A 16,830-nucleotide genomic window follows, 5' to 3' on the forward strand; every position below is an offset into this window, starting at 1 on the left:
GGGCGACGACAAGATCGCCAAGGTCAGCATCGTCGGCATCGGCATGCGCAGCCACGCGGGCGTGGCCAGCACCATGTTCCGCGCGCTGGCCGAGGAGAACATCAACATCAAGATGATCTCCACCTCCGAGATCAAGACCTCGGTGGTCATCGACGACAAGTACGTGGAGCTCGCCGTGCGCGCGCTGCACAAGGCCTTCGGCCTGGACCAGCCGTCCGCCTGAGTTTCGTTTTGCACCCCTGAAAATGGGGCATAATCGCCGGATTGGAGACGTGACCGAGTGGCCGAAGGTGCTCCCCTGCTAAGGGAGTATGGGGTGTAGAGCCTCATCAAGGGTTCGAATCCCTTCGTCTCCGCCAAGATGAAAGCCTGAGTGAACCCGTTCACTCAGGCTTTTTCTTTGCCCGGGCGGCCTCGCCGCCCTCCCGGGTCAACGCTTCGAGAGATCATGCACCCGCTCGAACGCCGCCTTGCGCCGCCGCGCCAGGAGCCTGGCCGCCAGGTGGAGCCCGGCAATCGCAACCAGCTCGTAAGCCACCCGCGCCACTGCCGTGCGGGCCTGCTGGCCGGTCATGGCCTGTGCGGCATGAAGCCCTTGCAGCGGCGTGGCCGGGGCCGGTTCGTCGGGCAGGGCAGGCCGCGAGTCTGCCTCCTGCGGCCTGCCGGCATCGGCTGTCTTGCGCGTGGCATCCGTGGCCCGGGTACCCGAGGTCGAGCCACGTTCGTCCGCATAGACCTTGGTGAACTCGGCGCCCAGCAGGAAGATTTGCGCCGCGTAGTAGACCCACGCCAGCAGCACCACCAGCGAGCCCGCCGCCTGGAAGGACTCAGTGATGCCGCTCTTGCCGATGTACAGGCCGATGAGCACCTTGCCGGCCTCGAACAGCACCGCCGTCACCACCGCGCCGGTGCGCACGTCGCGCCAGGCCACGGGCGTGCTGGGCATCAGCTTGAAGATCATCGCGAACAGCGCCGTGTCCAGGGCCAGCGAGATCGCCACATTGACCACGTGCAGCAGCACCTCGGAGGCCGGCAGCAGGCCGCCGACCCAGCTGCCCAGTGCCGTGGTGGCGGCGCCCATGACCAGGGACACCATCAACATGAAGGCCAGGCCCAGGATGAGGCCGAACGAGAGCAGGCGTGCGCGCAGCACGGCCCACAGCCCCTGGGGCTTCTCGCGCTCGGGCACGTGCCAGATGCGGTCGAGCGCGCTTTGCAGTTCGGCGAACACCGTGGTGGCGCCCGCCAGCAACACGACCACGCTGATGGAGCCCGCCACCAGGCCGCGGTCGGTGTCGCTGGCGCTGGCCACCAGCCCCTGCACCAGGCTCGCGCCGTCGCGCCCGATCAGGCCGGTGAGCTGGGCGGTGATCTGGCCCATCACCGCATCGCGCCCGAAGAGGGCGCCCGCGATGGCGATCACGATCACCAGCAGCGGTGCCAGCGAAAAGACCGTGTAGTAGGAGATGGCCGCGCCCATGCTGGGCGCGAAATCGTCCACCCAGGCGCTGACGGCCTTCTTGCCCAGCTCGAAAATGTGTTTGAAGTTCATGGGGTGTACGCGATGCAGCCGTCCCGGCGCGGCCTGTGCCGACGATGGCGCCAGGTCCGCCGCGGCCCCGTAGGGCCGCTGGCTGAGCCGGCGTAGGAAAACGAATGCTTTGCCCGGCCGCCGCCGCACGCGCTGGTAATCTGGCCGCCAACCTCAGCTTCGATACCCGCCATGCACCCAGCTTCCCCTGACCCCGACGCCATGGTCCGCGTGCGCGGCGCGCGCGAGCACAACCTCAAGGACGTGGACGTGGACATCCCGCGCAACGCGCTGGTGGTGTTCACCGGCGTCTCCGGCTCGGGCAAGTCGTCGCTGGCCTTCGGCACGCTCTTTGGCGAGGCGCAGCGGCGCTACCTGGAGTCGATCGCGCCCTATGCCCGCCGCCTGATCGCACAGGTCGGCGCGCCGCAGGTGGACAGCATCGAGGGCCTGCCACCCGCGGTGGCCCTGCAGCAGCAGCGCGGCGCGCCGGGCGCGCGCTCGTCGGTGGCCAGCGTCGCGGCGCTGTCCACGCCGCTGCGCATGCTGTATTCGCGTGCCGGGCGCTACCCGGAGCACCAGTCCATGCTGTACGCGGAGGATTTTTCCCCGTACACGCCCCAAGGCGCCTGCCCGCACTGCCAGGGCCAGGGCCGCACCTATGAGGTGACGGAGGCGTCCATGGTGCCCGACGCCACGCTGACCATCCGCCAGCGCGCCGTGGCGGCCTGGCCCGGCGCCTGGCAGGGGCAGAACCTGCGCGACATCCTGACCACGCTGGGCCACGACGTGGACCGGCCCTGGCGCGAGCTGCCCCAGGCACTGCGCGACTGGATCCTGTTCACCGACGAGCAGCCCACGGTGCCGGTGTATCCGGGCCTGGACACGCAGCAGGTACAACAGGCCCTGCGGCGCAAGCAGCCGCCGGGCTATATGGGCACCTTCAGCAGCGCGCGGCGCCACGTGCTGCACACCTTCGCCCACAGCCCGAGCGCCCTGATGAGAAAGCGCGTCGCGCAATATCTCGTCGCCACGACATGCCCCGTGTGCCATGGCAAGCGGCTCAAGCCCGAGGCGCTGACGGTGACGTTCGCCGGGCACGACATCGTCAGCCTGTCGCGGCTGTCGCTCGCCGCGCTGGCCGAGCTGCTGCGGCCCGCCGCCGAGGGCCGGCTGGGTGAGGGTGAGGGCGAGGGCCTGGACGCGCCTGACGCGCCCGGGCAGCGGCGTGCCCCGGGCAGCACCCACCACGCCGCGGCGCCCGACGTGCACCGCACCGCCTGGCTGTCGGAGGAGAAAGTGCTCGCCGCGCAGCGCCTGGCGGGGGAGCTGCACCGGCGCGTGGCGGCGCTGGTGGACCTGGGGCTGGGTTACCTGTCGCTGGACCGCAGCACGCCCACGCTGTCCCCGGGCGAGCTGCAGCGCCTGCGCCTGGCCAGGCAGCTGGCCTCGCACCTGTTCGGCGTGGTGTATGTGCTCGATGAGCCATCGGCCGGCCTGCACCCCGCCGATGGCGAGGCGCTGCTGGCCGCGCTGCAGGGCCTGAAGGTGGCCGGCAATTCATTGTTCGTGGTGGAGCATGACGTGGCCACCATGCGCCGCGCTGACTGGCTGGTGGACGTGGGCCCGGGCGCGGGCGAACAGGGCGGCGAGGTGCTCTACAGCGGCCCGCCGCAGGGACTGGCGGCCGTGGAGCGCTCGGTCACGCGGCGCTACCTGCTGCCCGGCGCGGCGCCCGGCACCGGCTGGCATCGGGAGCCACGCCAGCCCCGGCACTGGCTGCGGCTGGAGGGCATCGTGCGCAACAACCTGCAGGGGCTGGACGCCGCCTTTGCGCTGGGCTGCATGAACGCGGTCACGGGCGTGTCCGGCTCGGGCAAGTCCAGCCTGGTCAGCCAGGCGCTGCTGGAGCTGGTGGCCGGCCATCTCGGCCACCCGCTGGACGCGCCGGACGATGACGCAGCCGGTGACGCCGGCGCGGACGGTGCGCCGCCGCCCGCCGCCGTCCCGCCCCGCGCGGCCGGGCGCATCGCCGCCGGCGCCGCCCATGTGCGCCGCTTGGTGCCCATCGACCAAAAACCCATCGGGCGCACGCCGCGCTCCAACCTGGCCACCTACACCGGCCTGTTCGATGCAGTGCGCAAGCTGTTCGCCGCCACGCCCGTCGCGCGCGAGCGCGGCTACGACGCGGGGCAGTTCTCGTTCAACGTGCCCAAGGGGCGCTGCGAGGTCTGCGAAGGGGAGGGCAGCGTGAGCGTGGAGCTGCTGTTCATGCCCAGCGTGTATGCGCCCTGTCCGGCCTGCCACGGCGCGCGCTACAGCGCGGACACGCTGCAGGTGCTGTGGCACGGCCTGTCGATCGCCGACGTGCTGCATCTCACGGTGGACGCCGCCTGCGAGGTCTTCGCCGGTCAAGCGCAGGTGCTGCGCCCGCTGGCGGTGCTGCAGGCCATTGGCCTGGGCTACCTGCGCCTGGGTCAGCCGGCCACGCAGCTGAGCGGCGGCGAGGCCCAGCGCATCAAGCTGGCCACCGAGCTGCAGCGCCCGCAGCGCGGCGGCACGCTCTATGTGCTGGACGAGCCCACCACCGGCCTGCACCCGGCCGACGTGGACCGGCTGCTGGTCCAGCTGGACGGCCTGGTGGCCGCCGGCAACACGGTGGTGCTGGTCGAGCACGACATGCGTGTGGTGGCGGCCAGCGACTGGGTCATCGACATGGGGCCGGGCCCCGGGGACGCGGGCGGGCGCATCGTGGCCGAGGGCACGCCGGCCCAGGTGGCCGAGGCCTTGGGCAGCCGCACCGCGCCCTACCTGGCGCAAGCCCTGGCCGCGCCTTGACACGCCCGATCGCGCCGGCGGGAAGCAACCAAGTGTGAAGCCTGCCCGCGCGGGCCTGCAGGCGCGTGGCATCCCTGACAATCACCCTTTGCCAGCAAGCACGCTGGCAACGTGCCGGCACGCCGCCTGGCGGCCGCAAGAAGAAGGTTTGTGAACACGATGAACATCGTCATCCTCGACGACTATCAGGACGCGGTGCGCAAGCTGCACTGCGCCACGCGGCTCGATGGTTACTCGGCCAAGGTCTATACCAACAACGTCAAGGGCCTGGGCCAGCTGTCGGTGCGCCTGCGCGACGCCGACGTCATCGTGCTGATCCGCGACCGCACGCAGATCACGCGCCAGTTGGTGGACAAGCTGCCGCGCCTGAAGCTCATCGCCCAGACCGGGCGCGTGGGCAGCCACGTGGACGTGCCGGCCTGCACCGAGCGCGGGATTGCCGTGGCCGAAGGGGTGAGCTCGCCCGTGGCGCCGGCCGAGCTGACCTGGGCGCTCATCATGGCCGCCATGCGCCGCCTGCCGCAGTACATCGCCAACCTGAAGCATGGCGCCTGGCAGCAGTCGGGGCTGCGCGCGGCGTCCATGCCGCCCAACTTCGGCATTGGCATGGTGCTGCGCGGCAAGACGCTGGGCATCTGGGGCTATGGCCGCATCGGCCAGATTGTCGCCGGCTACGGCCGCGCCTTCGGCATGAACGTGCGCGTGTGGGGCAGCGAGGCCTCGCGTGCCCGGGCCCTGGCCGACGGCCTGCAGACGGCGCGCACGCGCAGCGAGTTCTTCGCCGAGTGCGACGTGCTCTCGGTGCACCTGCGCCTGACCGACGAGCTGCGCGGCCTGATCACGCTGGAGGACCTGTCCACCATGAAGCCCACGGCGCTGTTCGTGAACACCTCGCGCGCCGAGCTGCTGGCCCCCGACGCGCTGATCGCCGCGCTCAACCGGGGCCGCCCGGGCATGGCGGCGGTGGATGTGTTCGAGAGCGAACCCATCCTGCAGGGCCATGCCCTGCTGCGGCTGGAGAATTGCGTGTGCACGCCGCACATCGGCTACGTCGAGCAGGACAGCTACGAGCTGTATTTCGGTGCGGCCTTCGACAACGTGGTGAATTTCCTGCGCGGCACGCCCACCAACATCATCAATCCGGGCGCGCTGCAGGTGCGGCGCTGACGGGGTCGCCGGTCAGTCGTCGTCCAGCGCCTCCAGGGCGAACAGCGGCACCTGGGCGCGCCGGCTCAGCCACAGGCCGCCACCCAGGTTGATGAAATGCCGGTCCAGCTCCTGGCGGTAGAGCCGGGCGCGGTGGCGGTGCAGGCGCGGGTCTGTCAGCTCCTCGTCGATGGTGCCGGCCTCGTAGTCCTCGCGCGTCACCGCCTCCAGGTACAGCGCGCCGCGGCACAGGCGCGCCAGGTTGGCCAGCGCCTGCTTGAGCTCGGGCGGCGCCAGGTAGGGCAGCACGCCCTGGCAGATGACGAAGTCGAAGGGCTCGCTGCTCGCGTAATCGACCACCGAGCCCTGCTGCCAGCCATAGCGCTCGCACAGGTAGCCGCTCAGCTCCACGCCGTGGTAGCGCGCGCCCGGCAGGTGCTGGGCCACGAGCGGCTGCCACAGGCCGATGCCGCACCCCACGTCCAGCACGCGCTGCACCGGCAGGCGCAGGTAGTGCAGGTAGCTGCAGACGAAGGCGGCCAACCGCGCCAGGTGCTGCGGATCGGCCACGCTGGTCTTCTTGTCCAGGTAGTAGCGCTGGTAGTAGGCCTCGTCGAACCAGTGTTCGCTGGCGGATTGCATGAACGAAATGCTCCTTGGAAGAGGTTCTGGGTCCGGCGCCGGGTTGTGGGTCTTTTCTGGCTCTGGCCCAATACCGGCGCCGACTCTCAGCTATGAAAATTTCTGGCTTCAGCCGGCCGTTTGCGCGCGGCGCGCACGCAGCGCGCTCCAGGCCAGCAGCGCCAGCACCAGCGCCACCAGAGGCAGCATGCCGGCGTTGATGGCGCTCCAGCCCACCGTGTGCAGCAGCTGCCCCGAGCCAAATGACGCCACCGCCACCGTGCCGAAGACCAGGAAGTCGTTGAGTGCCTGCACCTTGGCCCGCTCGGGTGGCCGGTAGCACTCGGTGAGCAGGGCGGTGGCGCCGATGAAGCCGAAATTCCAGCCCACGCCCAGCAGGATGAGCGCGCCCCAGAACTCCACCAGACCCATGCCAGCCAGCGCCAGCGCGCCCGAGGCGGCGATCAGCGCCAGACCCAGCGCCGTGATGCTGCGCTTGCCAAAGCGCGCGATCAGGCCCCCGGTGAAGAAGCTGGGCGCGAACATCGCCAGCACGTGCCACTGGATGCTCAGGGCCGCCTCGCCCACGCCGTGCCCGTGCCCGACCATGGCCATGGGGGCGGCGGTCATCAGAAAGGCCATCAGCCCGTAGCTGACCACGCCGGCCAGCGCGGCCACCATGAACTGCGGCGTGCGCGCGATCTCGGCCAGGGGCCGCGCACCGCTGCCGTGCGTGCGTGGCGGCGCGGGCGGCAGGCGCAGCAGCGCGAGCAGCGGCAGGGCCAGCAGGGCCAGGGCAGCCTGGCTGTAGAAGCTGCCGGCAAAGGGCGTGGCCGGCAGCGCGTCGCGTGTCCAGATGACCACCTGCGGGCCGATCACCGCGGCAATCAGCCCGCCCACCATGACGCGCGAGATGGCGCTGCCGTGGCGCGCGGCCTCGCCTACGGCGTCGGTTGCGGCAAAGCGGTAGCTCTGCACGCAGGCGCCGTAGAAGCCGGCCAGCGTCGTGCCCAGGCAAAACAGCACGAAGTCCGAGCGCGAGATGCCCCAGGCCGCGACCAGTCCCGACAGCACGCCCAGCAGGGCGCCCAGCAGATAGGCCGTGCGCCGCCCGGCGTGGTGCATCAGCCAGGCCGCCGGCAGCGTGGACAGCGCCAGGCCCAGCTGGTACAGGCTCACCGGTAGCGTGGCGGCCGTGGGTGTGGACGAGAGCATCTGCCCGACCAGCCCGCCCAGCGAGATGATGATGGGCGGCGACGCCCCGCCCAGCGACTGCGCGGCCACCAGCAGCGAGAGGTTGCGGCGCTCCAGGGCGCGCGAGGGGGTGGCGGGAGAGGCCATGGCCAGGCAGGAAAGGGTCAGGGCGCGCTGGCGGGGCGGCGCAGCACCAGCAGGTCGATGTGCGGCGGCACGCCCAGGCGCACGGCAAAGCCGGCCCACAGGCCGGCGCCATTGGAGACGAACAGGCGCATGGCGCCCACCTCGTAGAGCCCGCGCACGAAGCCGTCGTTGAAGCGCGCGGTCAGCCAGCGGTCCATGCCCAGGATCTGCCCGCCATGCGTGTGGCCCGAGATCTGCAGGTCGATGCCGTGCCCGGCGTTCTCGCGCGCCAGGCGCGGCTGGTGCGCCAGCAGCAGGTGCACGTCGGCCTGCGCGGCGCGCGCCTGCCCGGCGACGGCGGCCACGTCGGGGGCGATGCCCTCGGGGCGCGCCGGGTTGGCGCCGCGGCGCGCCATCTGACCATGGGCCGGGTCGCCGATGCCCGACAGCGCCAGCCGGGCGTCGCCCACCTGCAGCAGCTGGGTGCGGTTTTCCAGCACCTGCAGGCCCAGCTGGCGAAAGTGCGCCATCCAGGCGTCGTAGCCGCTGTAGTACTCGTGGTTGCCCGGCGCCACCCACACGCCCAGCGGCGCCTGCAGGCCGGCCAGCGGCGCCACGTGCGGCCCGGTGGTGGCCAGGTCGCCATCGACCAGGTCGCCCGGCAGCACGATGAGGTCGGGTTGCGCGGCCAGCGTGCGCTGCACCACGGTCTGCATGAAGCGCGCATCGTTGACCGGCGTGGCATGCAGGTCAGCCAGCACCGCCACGCGCAGGCCGTCCAGTGCCGCGGGCAGGCGGGCCAGCTCGACGGGCTGCTCGCGCACGCGCGGCGGCTGCAGCGCCTGCCAGACGCCAAAGGCCGTCACCAGGGCGGCCAGCAACAGGGCCAGCGGCGTCGCCGCCGCGCCGTGCAACCCGGCGGCAGCGGCCGGCGCCGTCCAGCGCAGGGCGAGCCAGAGCAGGTCGCGCAGTGCCACCAGCGGCAGCATCAGGCAGAGCGTGGCCAGCACCCAGCCGGCGGGCACCTGCAGCCGCGCGATGGTGGCGTAGTCCAGCTGCCCGGACTGCAGTGCCTGCAGCAGCAGCATGGGCGCGCAGCCGGCCAGCGCCGTCAGCACCACGGCAATCGCGCGCTGCCAGGCCGGCAGCCCCTGCACCGGAGCCCACAGCCAGACGCTGAACAGAACGACGAACAGGACGGCACGCTGGAGCATGGACAAGGCGGGAGCGGGAGGGGGGAAAGGAAGGGCGAAGGACGGGGAGGACAGTGCGCGGGCGCCGGCGCATGGCCGGGGCAGACCGGCAAGGATACCCGTGCCCGCGGGCGCGGCGCGCGTCACCTGGGCGACGCGCTGTGCGGGCCAACCCCATGACGGCGGCCGGGCCGGCGTCCTAGGCTTCAAAGCCCTGCCCGCAACGCTCGCCTTCACCTTGAAGGATCGCCACACCATGCCCCTGCCCGAGACCGCCCCCCACCACGCCTTCTGGCCCCGGCGCCTGCCGCACGCCATCACCATCCCGGCCACCAGCGTGTGGGACAACCTGGCCGTGAACGCCCGCCGCTACCCGGACAAGGCGGCGCTGGTGTTCCTGGGCCGCACGACCACCTATGGCGAGCTGTGCGCCGCCAGCGAGCGCCTGGCCGCCTGGCTGCACGGCGTGGGCGTGCGCCGCGGCGACAGGGTGTTGTTGCTGGCGCAGAACACGCCGCAGCTGGTGCTGGCGCACTACGCCATCCTGCGCGCCAACGCGGTGGTCGTGCCCGTCAACCCCATGAACCTGGCCGAGGAGCTCAGGCACTACATCCAGGACTCGGGCGCGCGCGTGGCCATCACCACCGCCGACCTGGCCGCGCAGCTGGCGCAGGCCAGCAACGCCCTGCCCGAGGGCGAGCGCCTGCAGCACCTGCTGGTCAGCCGCTTTACCGACGCCTTCGATGCCGTCGCGCAGGGCCCGGGCGCGTTGCCCGAGGCCTGGCGGCCCTGGCTACTGGGCGAGCACGCGCCCGCGCAGCTCGACGGCGGCAGCGTGCACGCCTGGTCCGAGGCGCTTCAGTGCCCGGACGCGCCGCCGCCGCACGTGGTGGGCGCGGACGACCTGGCGGTGCTGCCCTACACCAGCGGCACCACCGGCCAGCCCAAGGGCTGCATGCACCTGCACCGCAGCATCAACCACAACGCCGTGGCCAGCGCGCTGTGGGGCAACGGCAGCAGCGAGAACGTGGTGCTGGCCGTCGTGCCCATGTTCCACATCACCGGCATGGTCTCGGTGCTGCACAGCGCCATCTACCTGGGTGCCACGCTGGTGCTGATGCCGCGCTGGGACCGCGAGCTGGCTGGCCGCCTGATCTCGCACTGCCAGGTGACCACCTGGACCAATATCCCGACCATGGTCATCGACCTGCTGGCGAGCCCGAACTTCGCCTCGTTCGACCTGTCCAGCCTGAAGTACATCGGCGGTGGCGGCGCGGCCATGCCCCAGGCGGTGGCGCAGCGCCTGCTGGAGCTGTACGGCCTGCGCTTTTGCGAGGGCTACGGCCTGACCGAGACGGCCGCGCCCTCGCACAGCAACCCGCCCGACCACCCCAAGCAGCAGTGCCTGGGCATTCCCTTCATGGGCACCGACGCGCGCATCGTCGATCCGCACACCCTGCAGGAGCTGCCCCGGGGCGAGCAGGGCGAGATCGTGGTGCACGGCCCCGAAGTGTTCGAGGGCTACTGGCAGCGCCCGGATGCCACCGCCCAGGCCTTCTTCGAGCTGGACGGCAAGCGGTTCTTTCGCACCGGCGACCTGGGGCGGGTGGACGAGGACGGCTACTTCTTCATCACCGACCGCTTGAAGCGCATGATCAACGCCAGCGGCTTCAAGGTCTGGCCGGCCGAGGTGGAGGCGCTGATGTTCCGCCACCCCGCGGTGCAGGAGGCCTGCGTGATCGGCACGCAGGACGCCTACCGCGGCGAATCGGTCAAGGCCGTGGTGGTGCTGCGCGCCGGGCACGAGCACACCAGCGAGCAGGACATCCTTGCCTGGTGCCGCGAGAACATGGCCGCCTACAAGACCCCGCGCACGGTGGCCTTCGTGCAGCAGCTGCCCAAGAGCGGCAGCGGCAAGGTCATGTGGCGGCTGCTGCAGGAGCAGGAGGACGGCGCCCGGGCCGCCGTGGCATGACGGGGCCTCAGCCGCGCGCCTGTGCCTGCAGCCACGCTTCGTAGCGGGCAGGGGTCGGGGCGCTGGCGTGGCGGTTGCGCCCGGCGGCCTTGGCCTGGTAGAGCGCGGCGTCGGCCTGCGCGACCAGCTGGTGCGCCGCGCCGTCCGGCGCCGGCAGGCTGACCGCCACGCCCACGCTCACCGTCATGTGCGCCGCGACCGGCGAGTCGGCGTGCGGCAGCTGCAGCCGTTCGACCTCCAGGCCGATGGCCCGGGCCTTGGCCTGGGCGCCGGCCAGCGTGCTGCCGGCCAGCAGGCAGGCGAACTCCTCGCCGCCGTAGCGGGCCGCGAGGTCGTGCGGGCGCGCGGCATGGCGCGAGATGGCGGCCGCCACCGCCTGCAGGCAGCCATCGCCTGCCTGGTGGCCGTAATGGTCGTTGTAGCGCTTGAAGTGGTCGATATCGATCAGCAGCAGCGCCAGCGGCTCGCCGCAGCGGATGGCGTTGCGCCATTCGATGTCCAGCGCCTCGTCGAAACGACGCCGGTTGGCAATGCCGGTCAGTCCGTCCAGGAAAGCCAGTTCACGCAGGCGGTCGCTCTGGGCCTTCAGGGTGAGGTGGGTGCGCACGCGCGCGCGCACCACGGCCGGGTTGACGGGCTTGGAGATGAAGTCCACCGCGCCCACCTCCAGCGCCACCGTCTCCTCTTCGGGTCGGCTCAGGCCGGTGACGAAGATGACCGGCACGTCGGCCGTGAGCGGGTCTTCCTTCAGGCGGCGGCAGACCTCCAGCCCGTCCATGCCGGGCATGACGATGTCCAGCAGGATCAGGTCGGGCAGGCGGTGGCGCTGGCAGAACTCCAGCGCCTGGGCGCCGCTGGTGGCCATGAAGACCTCGTGGTCGGGCTGGAAAATCTGGTAGAGCGTCTGGATGTTGATGGGCTGGTCGTCCACCACGAGCAGGCGCGGCCTGGCCTGCGCGTCGGCGGCAGGTGCGGGAAGGGAAGGGTGCAGGGTCGTCATGGCAGTCGGGAGATCCAGGCGGCCAGCGCCGCACGGGCCTGGGCGAAGTCCAGCTGCTGCACGCATTGCTGCAGCTGTGCCAGTTGCTCATCGCCCGCGGGCTCCAGCCGGTCGGCCAGCTCCAGGGCGCGCAGGTTGTTTTCGGCCAGCAGGGCATCGAGCTGCAGCAGCTGGCTGCGCAGCGCGGCGTGGCTGGCGGGGGGAGGGGGCGGCGCTGACGCGGGGGCGTCGGCTGCAGCCATCGCGCGGCCGGCCTGCTGCAGGGCGGCGATGGCGGATTCGAGCAGGCCCTGCAGCGCGACCAGGGGCCGCTCCAGCTCCTCCTCAGGGGCACCCCGCTTGAGCAGGGCCTCGGCCTCGGCGCTCTGGCGCGCAAGCGCCGAGGCGCCCAGGGTGGCTGCCAGGCCCTTGAGCGTATGCAGGCCGCGTTGGGCAGCGGCGCGGTCGCCGTCGGCCAGCCATTGGCGTGCCTGGGCCACGCTGCCGTGCTGCTCGCGGGCGAAGTCCTGCACCAGGCGCTGGTACAGGGCGCGGTTGTTGCCCAGGCGCTGCAGCGCGGCGGCCAGGTCGAAGTTTTCGGGCAGGCCGGCCGGGGCAGGGGGGGGCGCCAGGGGGGCGGGGGCGGCGGCGCCGGCGTCCCGGGTGTCGCCGCCGCGGGCAGGGCTGCTGCCCGGGGCGGCGCAGTGGCGCAGCACAGTGGCGATCAGCTCCGCGCGGTCCACCGGCTTGGCAATGTGGTCGTCCATGCCCGCGGCCAGGCAGGCGGCGCGGTCGGCGGGCAGGGCATTGGCGGTCATGGCGATGATGGGCAGTTCGCGGCTCAGATGGGCGCGCACTTGGCGCGTGGCCTCGTAGCCGTCCATGACCGGCATCTGGATATCCATCAGGACGCCGTCGAGCGGCTCGCGCGCCGCCAGGGCGGCTGACACGCGCTCGACGCCCTCGCGGCCGTTGTCGGCCATGCTCACCCGGGCCCCGGCCTGGCCCAGCAGCTCGCGCGCGACCTGCTGGTTCAGGGGGTTGTCCTCCACCAGCAGCAGGTGCAGACCGGCCAGGGGCTGGTCCGTCCCCGCGGCGCTGCTGCCCGTATGCAGCACCGAAGCGCCACCCGTGGCCTGAGCCACGGCGTCGAACAGCGCCGAAGGAGTGACCGGCTTGATCAGGTGCACCAGCGTCTGCGGGCTGGCGGCGGTGGCCTGCCGCGCCAGCAGCGTTTCCTGTCCGTGGATGGTGGTCATGAAGATGGCCGGCGGTCGTCCGCCGTGCTGCGCGTGCATGCGCAGCACCGTCTCCCAGCCATTGGCGCCGGGCAGCCTGCAGTCCACGCAGACCACGTCGAAGGGGTCGCCCACGGCCACGGCCTGCTGCAGCAACGCCAGGGCCTGGCTGCTGTCTTGCGCGCAGTCGCAGCGCCAGCCGAAGGCGGTGGCCATGTCCACCAGGGCGCGGCAGGTGCTGGCATTGCCATCGGCGATCAGCAGGCGCAGGCCCGGCAGCCGGGCGGGTCCGTCCGCGTGCACGATGTCGCTGGCGTGCGCCGTGCGCTGCTCGTCGAGCGTGAAGTCCACGGCGAAGGCGAAGCGGCTGCCCTGGCCGGGGGCGCTCTGCACCTGGATGTTGCCGCCCATCAGCCGCACCAGCTTCTGGCTGATGGCCAAGCCCAGGCCCGAGCCGCCGTACTTGCGCGTGGTGCTGTTCTCGGCCTGGGTGAAGCTGTCGAAGATGGCCTCCAGGCGCTCGGGCGCGATGCCGATGCCGGTGTCGCGCACGGCAAACTCGATGCGCACCTGCGCGGGCCCCAGGCGCAGCGGCCGCAGGCTGAGCGCCACTTCGCCGGCCGGGGTGAACTTGATGGCGTTGCTGCCCAGGTTGAGCAGCACCTGCTGCAGGCGCAGGGCATCGCCCACCAGGTGGCGCGGGGTGTCGGGCGCGATCTCGAACAGCACCTCCACCGGCTTCGCACCCAGCGACGTGGCCAGCATGACCGACAGGTTGCGCAGCAGCTCATCGAGCGCAAAGGGGCGCTGCTCCAGCACCATCTTGCCGGCCTCGATCTTGGAGAAGTCGAGGATGTCGCCCAGCAGCGTCAGCAGCGAGCGCGCGGCGCCCTGGGCCTTGAGGACGTAGTCCTGCTGCTGGGGCGCCAGCGCCGTCTGCTCCAGCAGCTGCAGCATGCCCAGCACGGCATTCATGGGCGTGCGGATCTCGTGGCTCATGTTGGCCACGAAGGCGCTCTTGGCTTGGTTGGCCGCGTCGGCCGCCTCCTTGGCTTGGCTCAGCGCCAGTTGCTGGCCCTTGGCTTCGGTGATGTCGCGGATGTAGCCATGCCACAGGATGGCCCCGCCTTCAAGCGCCTGCGGCTGCGCCATCCCCGAGAGCCAGCGCAAACCCAGGCGCGGGTGCCGCACGCGGTATTCGTCATGCCACACGCTCAGCTGGCGCGCCGAGGCCTCGATGCTCGCGCGCACCCGTTCCAGGTCCTGTGGGTGCAGGGTTCTGAAGATGGGACTGGCATCGTCCCGCACTTCCGCGGGCTGCAGGCCGTAGATGGCGTCGATGCCCGGGGAGCTATAGACGAAGGCGCTGCTGCCGTCGGCGCGCAGCAGGTACTGGTAGAGCATGCCGGGCACGTTCTCGGCGATGCGCTCCAGGCGCTCGCGCTGCGCGCGCAGGGCCGCCTCGGCCTCGGCCGCCTGCGACTGGGCCTGGCGCTGGCGCCGCTGCAGGGCCCACAGGCCGGACACCGAGATGGAACCCAGCAGGGCGAACAGCAGCGCCAGGTTGAGGGTGCGCTCGCGCCACAGCGCGTGCACGGCACGCAGGTCGCGCGAGGCCCAGACCACCAGCGGCTGGTCCAGGCGCAGCCGCTCGGGCGAGACCGTGTGCTGCGCCAACAGGCGCTCCTGGCCCGTGGCGTAGACGGTGCCGGCCATGATGCTGGTGGCCTGGCCGCCTTCGCGATGGCGGGTGAACAGAGTGCCGGGCAGAGCCAGGTTCTTGCCGACGGCCGCCGGCTGCTCGGGCACGATCAGGAACAGCCGGCCGCTGCCGTGGACCAGCGCGGTCCACATGTCGGCGCTGTAGCGCACCGAGTCGAGCAGGGTCTCGAACTCCTCCGGATCGACGCTGGCCGTGACCATTCCGGCAAAGGCGCCGTCGCTGTCGTGCAGGGTGCGGGCCAGGGTCATGGTCCAGGTGCCCAGGGCGCTGGTGAAGGGCGGGCTCACGATGAGCGTGTCCGGGTCGGGCTCGCGCACGCCCTTGTGGAAGTAGGCGCGCTCGCGAAAGCTCACGCCCAGCAGCTCCGGCCGGTTGGAGGCCATCACCGTGCCCTGGGCGTCAAGGATGTTCATGACGCGCAGGCCCGGCATGGTGTCCACCAGCGCGCGCAGGCGCCGGTTGGCGCTCATCAGGTCGTTGTTGTCCGCCCGCCACATGGGCAGGTCGCGGCGCATGCCCAGCAGGGCGTTGTTGATGCCGGCGAGCTGGCGGCTCAGGTTGTCGTGGATGACCCGCGCCTGCACGCTCAGGCGCTCCTGCTCGCGCGTCTGCACGGCCTGGTATTCGCTGTACTGCAGCCAGGCCAGCGCGCAGGCCGCCAGCAGCAGGCCGCTCCACAGCAGCAGCCACTGGGCGGGCAGGCCGCGGGAGGCGGAGGTGTCGTTAGCGGAGCGCTCGGGCATGGGGCGGCAATTATCGTTTGCGGGGCTTGTGGCCGGCTGACAGCGCACGTTGCCCCGCGCGCGGATAATTTCCGCCCCTATGCCGCTACCCATCCGCTTTCCCGAGTCCCTGCCTGTCTCCGCGCGCCGCGACGAGATCATGCAGGCCATCGCCCGGCACCAGGTCGTCATCGTCTGCGGCGAAACCGGCTCGGGCAAGACCACGCAGCTGCCCAAGATGGCGCTGGCGCTTGGGCGCGGCCGCATGAATGCCCGGCCCGGCGAGCGCGGCCGGCTGATCGGCCACACGCAGCCGCGGCGCATCGCCGCCTCCTCGGTGGCCAAGCGCATCGCCGAGGAGCTGGGCACGGCGCCGGGCGAGGTGGTGGGCTACAAGGTGCGCTTTGCCGACACGCTGCACAAGGGCGCCTCGGTCAAGCTGATGACCGACGGCATCCTGCTGGCCGAGACCCAGGGCGACCCGCTGCTCGAGCAATACGACACGCTCATCATCGACGAGGCGCACGAGCGCAGCCTGAACATCGACTTCCTGCTGGGCTACCTCAGGCAGCTCCTGCCGCGGCGGCCCGACCTGAAGGTCATCGTCACCTCGGCCACCATCGACGCCGAGCGTTTTGCGCAGCATTTCGCCTCGCCCGCCGGGCCGGCGCCGGTCATCATGGTCTCGGGCCGCACCTACCCGGTGGAGGTGCGCTGGCGGCCCTGGGAGGACAGTCGCGACTACGACCTGCATGACGCCATTGCCGACGGCGTCGACGAGCTGTGGGCTGGTGGGGCCGGCGGGGACATCCTGGTCTTCCTGCCCGGCGAGCGCGAGATCCGCGAGGCCGCCGACCACCTGCGCCGCCACCTGCAGCACTCGCCCGTGCTGCGCCACGCCGAGGTGCTGCCGCTGTTCTCGCGCCTGTCGCAGGCCGAGCAGGACCGCATCTTCGAGAGCCATGGCAACCGGCGCATCGTGCTGGCCACCAACGTGGCCGAGACCTCGCTCACCGTGCCCGGCATCCGATACGTGATCGATGCAGGCACGGCGCGGGTCAAGCGCTATTCCTTCCGAAGCAAGGTGGAGCAGCTGCTGGTCGAGCCCATCAGCCAGGCGGCGGCCAACCAGCGCGCCGGGCGCTGCGGGCGCGTGGCCAACGGCATCTGCATCCGGCTGTATGCCGAAGAAGATTTTCTGCAGCGCGAGCCCTTCACCGACCCGGAGATCCTGCGCTCGTCGCTGGCGGGCGTCATCCTGCGCATGAAGTCGCTGGGCCTGGGCGACGTGGTGAACTTCCCCTTCCTGCAGGCTCCCTCGGGCCGGGCGATCGCCGACGGCTACCAGCTGCTGCAGGAGCTGGGCGCGGTCGATGAGCGCGGCAACCTGCTGGCCATGGGGCGCGAACTCGCGCGCCTGCCGCTGGACCCGCGCGTGGGCCGCATGATTTTGGAGGCGCGCACGCGCGGCGCCCTGGCCGAGGTGCTGATCGTCGCCTCGGCCCTGTCGGTGCAGGACGTGCGCGACCGGCCGCTCGAGGCCC

11 protein-coding genes and 1 tRNA gene are annotated in these 16,830 nt (G+C 71.6%); 6 read left to right on the plus strand and 6 right to left on the minus strand.

The features are described from left to right. A partial coding sequence (locus RT051_RS12285; RefSeq protein ID WP_313077170.1) for an ACT domain-containing protein occupies positions 1–223 on the plus strand: 223 nt, incomplete at its 5' end. A gap of 43 nt (positions 224–266) precedes the next feature. Beyond that, positions 267–359, plus strand: a tRNA-Ser gene (locus RT051_RS12290). 71 nt (positions 360–430) lie between these two features. Here RT051_RS12290 and RT051_RS12295 read toward each other — a convergent pair. Then, positions 431–1,552: a YihY/virulence factor BrkB family protein gene (locus tag RT051_RS12295; RefSeq protein WP_313077171.1), complete on the minus strand. Its 1,122-nt coding sequence runs from the start codon at positions 1,550–1,552 to the stop codon at positions 431–433. Between the two features lie 171 nt (positions 1,553–1,723). Between RT051_RS12295 and RT051_RS12300 the strand changes: the two genes are divergently transcribed. Beyond that, positions 1,724–4,369, plus strand: a complete 2,646-nt coding sequence (locus RT051_RS12300) for an excinuclease ABC subunit UvrA (RefSeq protein ID WP_313077172.1) — start codon at positions 1,724–1,726, stop codon at positions 4,367–4,369. Between the two features lie 159 nt (positions 4,370–4,528). After that, positions 4,529–5,536 carry a D-2-hydroxyacid dehydrogenase family protein gene (locus RT051_RS12305; protein ID WP_313077180.1) on the plus strand — a complete coding sequence of 336 codons (1,008 nt, stop codon included), beginning with the start codon at positions 4,529–4,531 and terminating at the stop codon, positions 5,534–5,536. 12 nt (positions 5,537–5,548) lie between these two features. Here RT051_RS12305 and RT051_RS12310 read toward each other — a convergent pair whose 3' ends face one another. From RT051_RS12310 to RT051_RS12320, 3 genes are all read right to left on the minus strand, one after another. Next, positions 5,549–6,157 (minus strand): class I SAM-dependent methyltransferase, encoded by a 609-nt coding sequence (locus tag RT051_RS12310; RefSeq protein WP_313077173.1) that lies wholly within the window; start codon positions 6,155–6,157, stop codon positions 5,549–5,551. Positions 6,158–6,265: 108 nt separating this feature from the next. Continuing rightward, a complete protein-coding gene (locus tag RT051_RS12315; RefSeq protein ID WP_313077174.1) occupies positions 6,266–7,477 on the minus strand; it encodes an MFS transporter in 1,212 nt (403 codons plus the stop codon). 17 nt (positions 7,478–7,494) lie between these two features. Further along, the gene (locus RT051_RS12320; RefSeq protein ID WP_313077181.1) at positions 7,495–8,670 is read right to left on the minus strand and encodes a metallophosphoesterase; all 1,176 of its coding nucleotides are present in this window, start codon (positions 8,668–8,670) and stop codon (positions 7,495–7,497) included. Between the two features lie 235 nt (positions 8,671–8,905). Here RT051_RS12320 and RT051_RS12325 point away from each other — a divergent pair, with 235 nt between their 5' ends. After that, positions 8,906–10,624 (plus strand): long-chain fatty acid--CoA ligase, encoded by a 1,719-nt coding sequence (locus RT051_RS12325; protein ID WP_313077175.1) that lies wholly within the window; start codon positions 8,906–8,908, stop codon positions 10,622–10,624. Between the two features lie 7 nt (positions 10,625–10,631). On the opposite strand, the gene RT051_RS12330 is transcribed toward RT051_RS12325, so the two are convergent. Both RT051_RS12330 and RT051_RS12335 read right to left on the minus strand, forming a co-directional pair. Then, the gene (locus RT051_RS12330; protein WP_313077176.1) at positions 10,632–11,624 is read right to left on the minus strand and encodes a diguanylate cyclase domain-containing protein; all 993 of its coding nucleotides are present in this window, start codon (positions 11,622–11,624) and stop codon (positions 10,632–10,634) included. Then, positions 11,621–15,307 (minus strand): response regulator, encoded by a 3,687-nt coding sequence (locus RT051_RS12335; protein WP_313077177.1) that lies wholly within the window; start codon positions 15,305–15,307, stop codon positions 11,621–11,623. Before RT051_RS12335 ends, RT051_RS12330 begins: the two co-directional genes overlap by 4 nt. A 79-nt stretch (positions 15,308–15,386) precedes the next feature. Here RT051_RS12335 and hrpA point away from each other — a divergent pair. After that, on the plus strand, positions 15,387–16,830 hold a 1,444-nt coding region (gene hrpA / locus RT051_RS12340; RefSeq protein ID WP_313077179.1), incomplete at its 3' end, for an ATP-dependent RNA helicase HrpA.

It is taken from the genome of Melaminivora sp., from assembly GCF_032059615.1.
GTDB lineage: Bacteria > Pseudomonadota > Gammaproteobacteria > Burkholderiales > Burkholderiaceae_C > Melaminivora.

Excerpts from the sequence above, each read along its gene's own strand:
- RT051_RS12305 (WP_313077180.1), top strand. The coding sequence starts at position 4,529 with ATGAACATCGTCATCCTCGACGACTATCAGGACGCGGTGCGCAAGCTG.
- RT051_RS12330 (WP_313077176.1), bottom strand. The coding sequence starts at position 11,624 with ATGACGACCCTGCACCCTTCCCTTCCCGCACCTGCCGCCGACGCGCAG.
- RT051_RS12315 (WP_313077174.1), bottom strand. The coding sequence starts at position 7,477 with ATGGCCTCTCCCGCCACCCCCTCGCGCGCCCTGGAGCGCCGCAACCTC.
- RT051_RS12295 (WP_313077171.1), bottom strand. The coding sequence starts at position 1,552 with ATGAACTTCAAACACATTTTCGAGCTGGGCAAGAAGGCCGTCAGCGCC.
- RT051_RS12325 (WP_313077175.1), top strand. The coding sequence starts at position 8,906 with ATGCCCCTGCCCGAGACCGCCCCCCACCACGCCTTCTGGCCCCGGCGC.
- RT051_RS12310 (WP_313077173.1), bottom strand. The coding sequence starts at position 6,157 with ATGCAATCCGCCAGCGAACACTGGTTCGACGAGGCCTACTACCAGCGC.
- RT051_RS12320 (WP_313077181.1), bottom strand. The coding sequence starts at position 8,670 with ATGCTCCAGCGTGCCGTCCTGTTCGTCGTTCTGTTCAGCGTCTGGCTG.
- RT051_RS12335 (WP_313077177.1), bottom strand. The coding sequence starts at position 15,307 with ATGCCCGAGCGCTCCGCTAACGACACCTCCGCCTCCCGCGGCCTGCCC.
- RT051_RS12300 (WP_313077172.1), top strand. The coding sequence starts at position 1,724 with ATGCACCCAGCTTCCCCTGACCCCGACGCCATGGTCCGCGTGCGCGGC.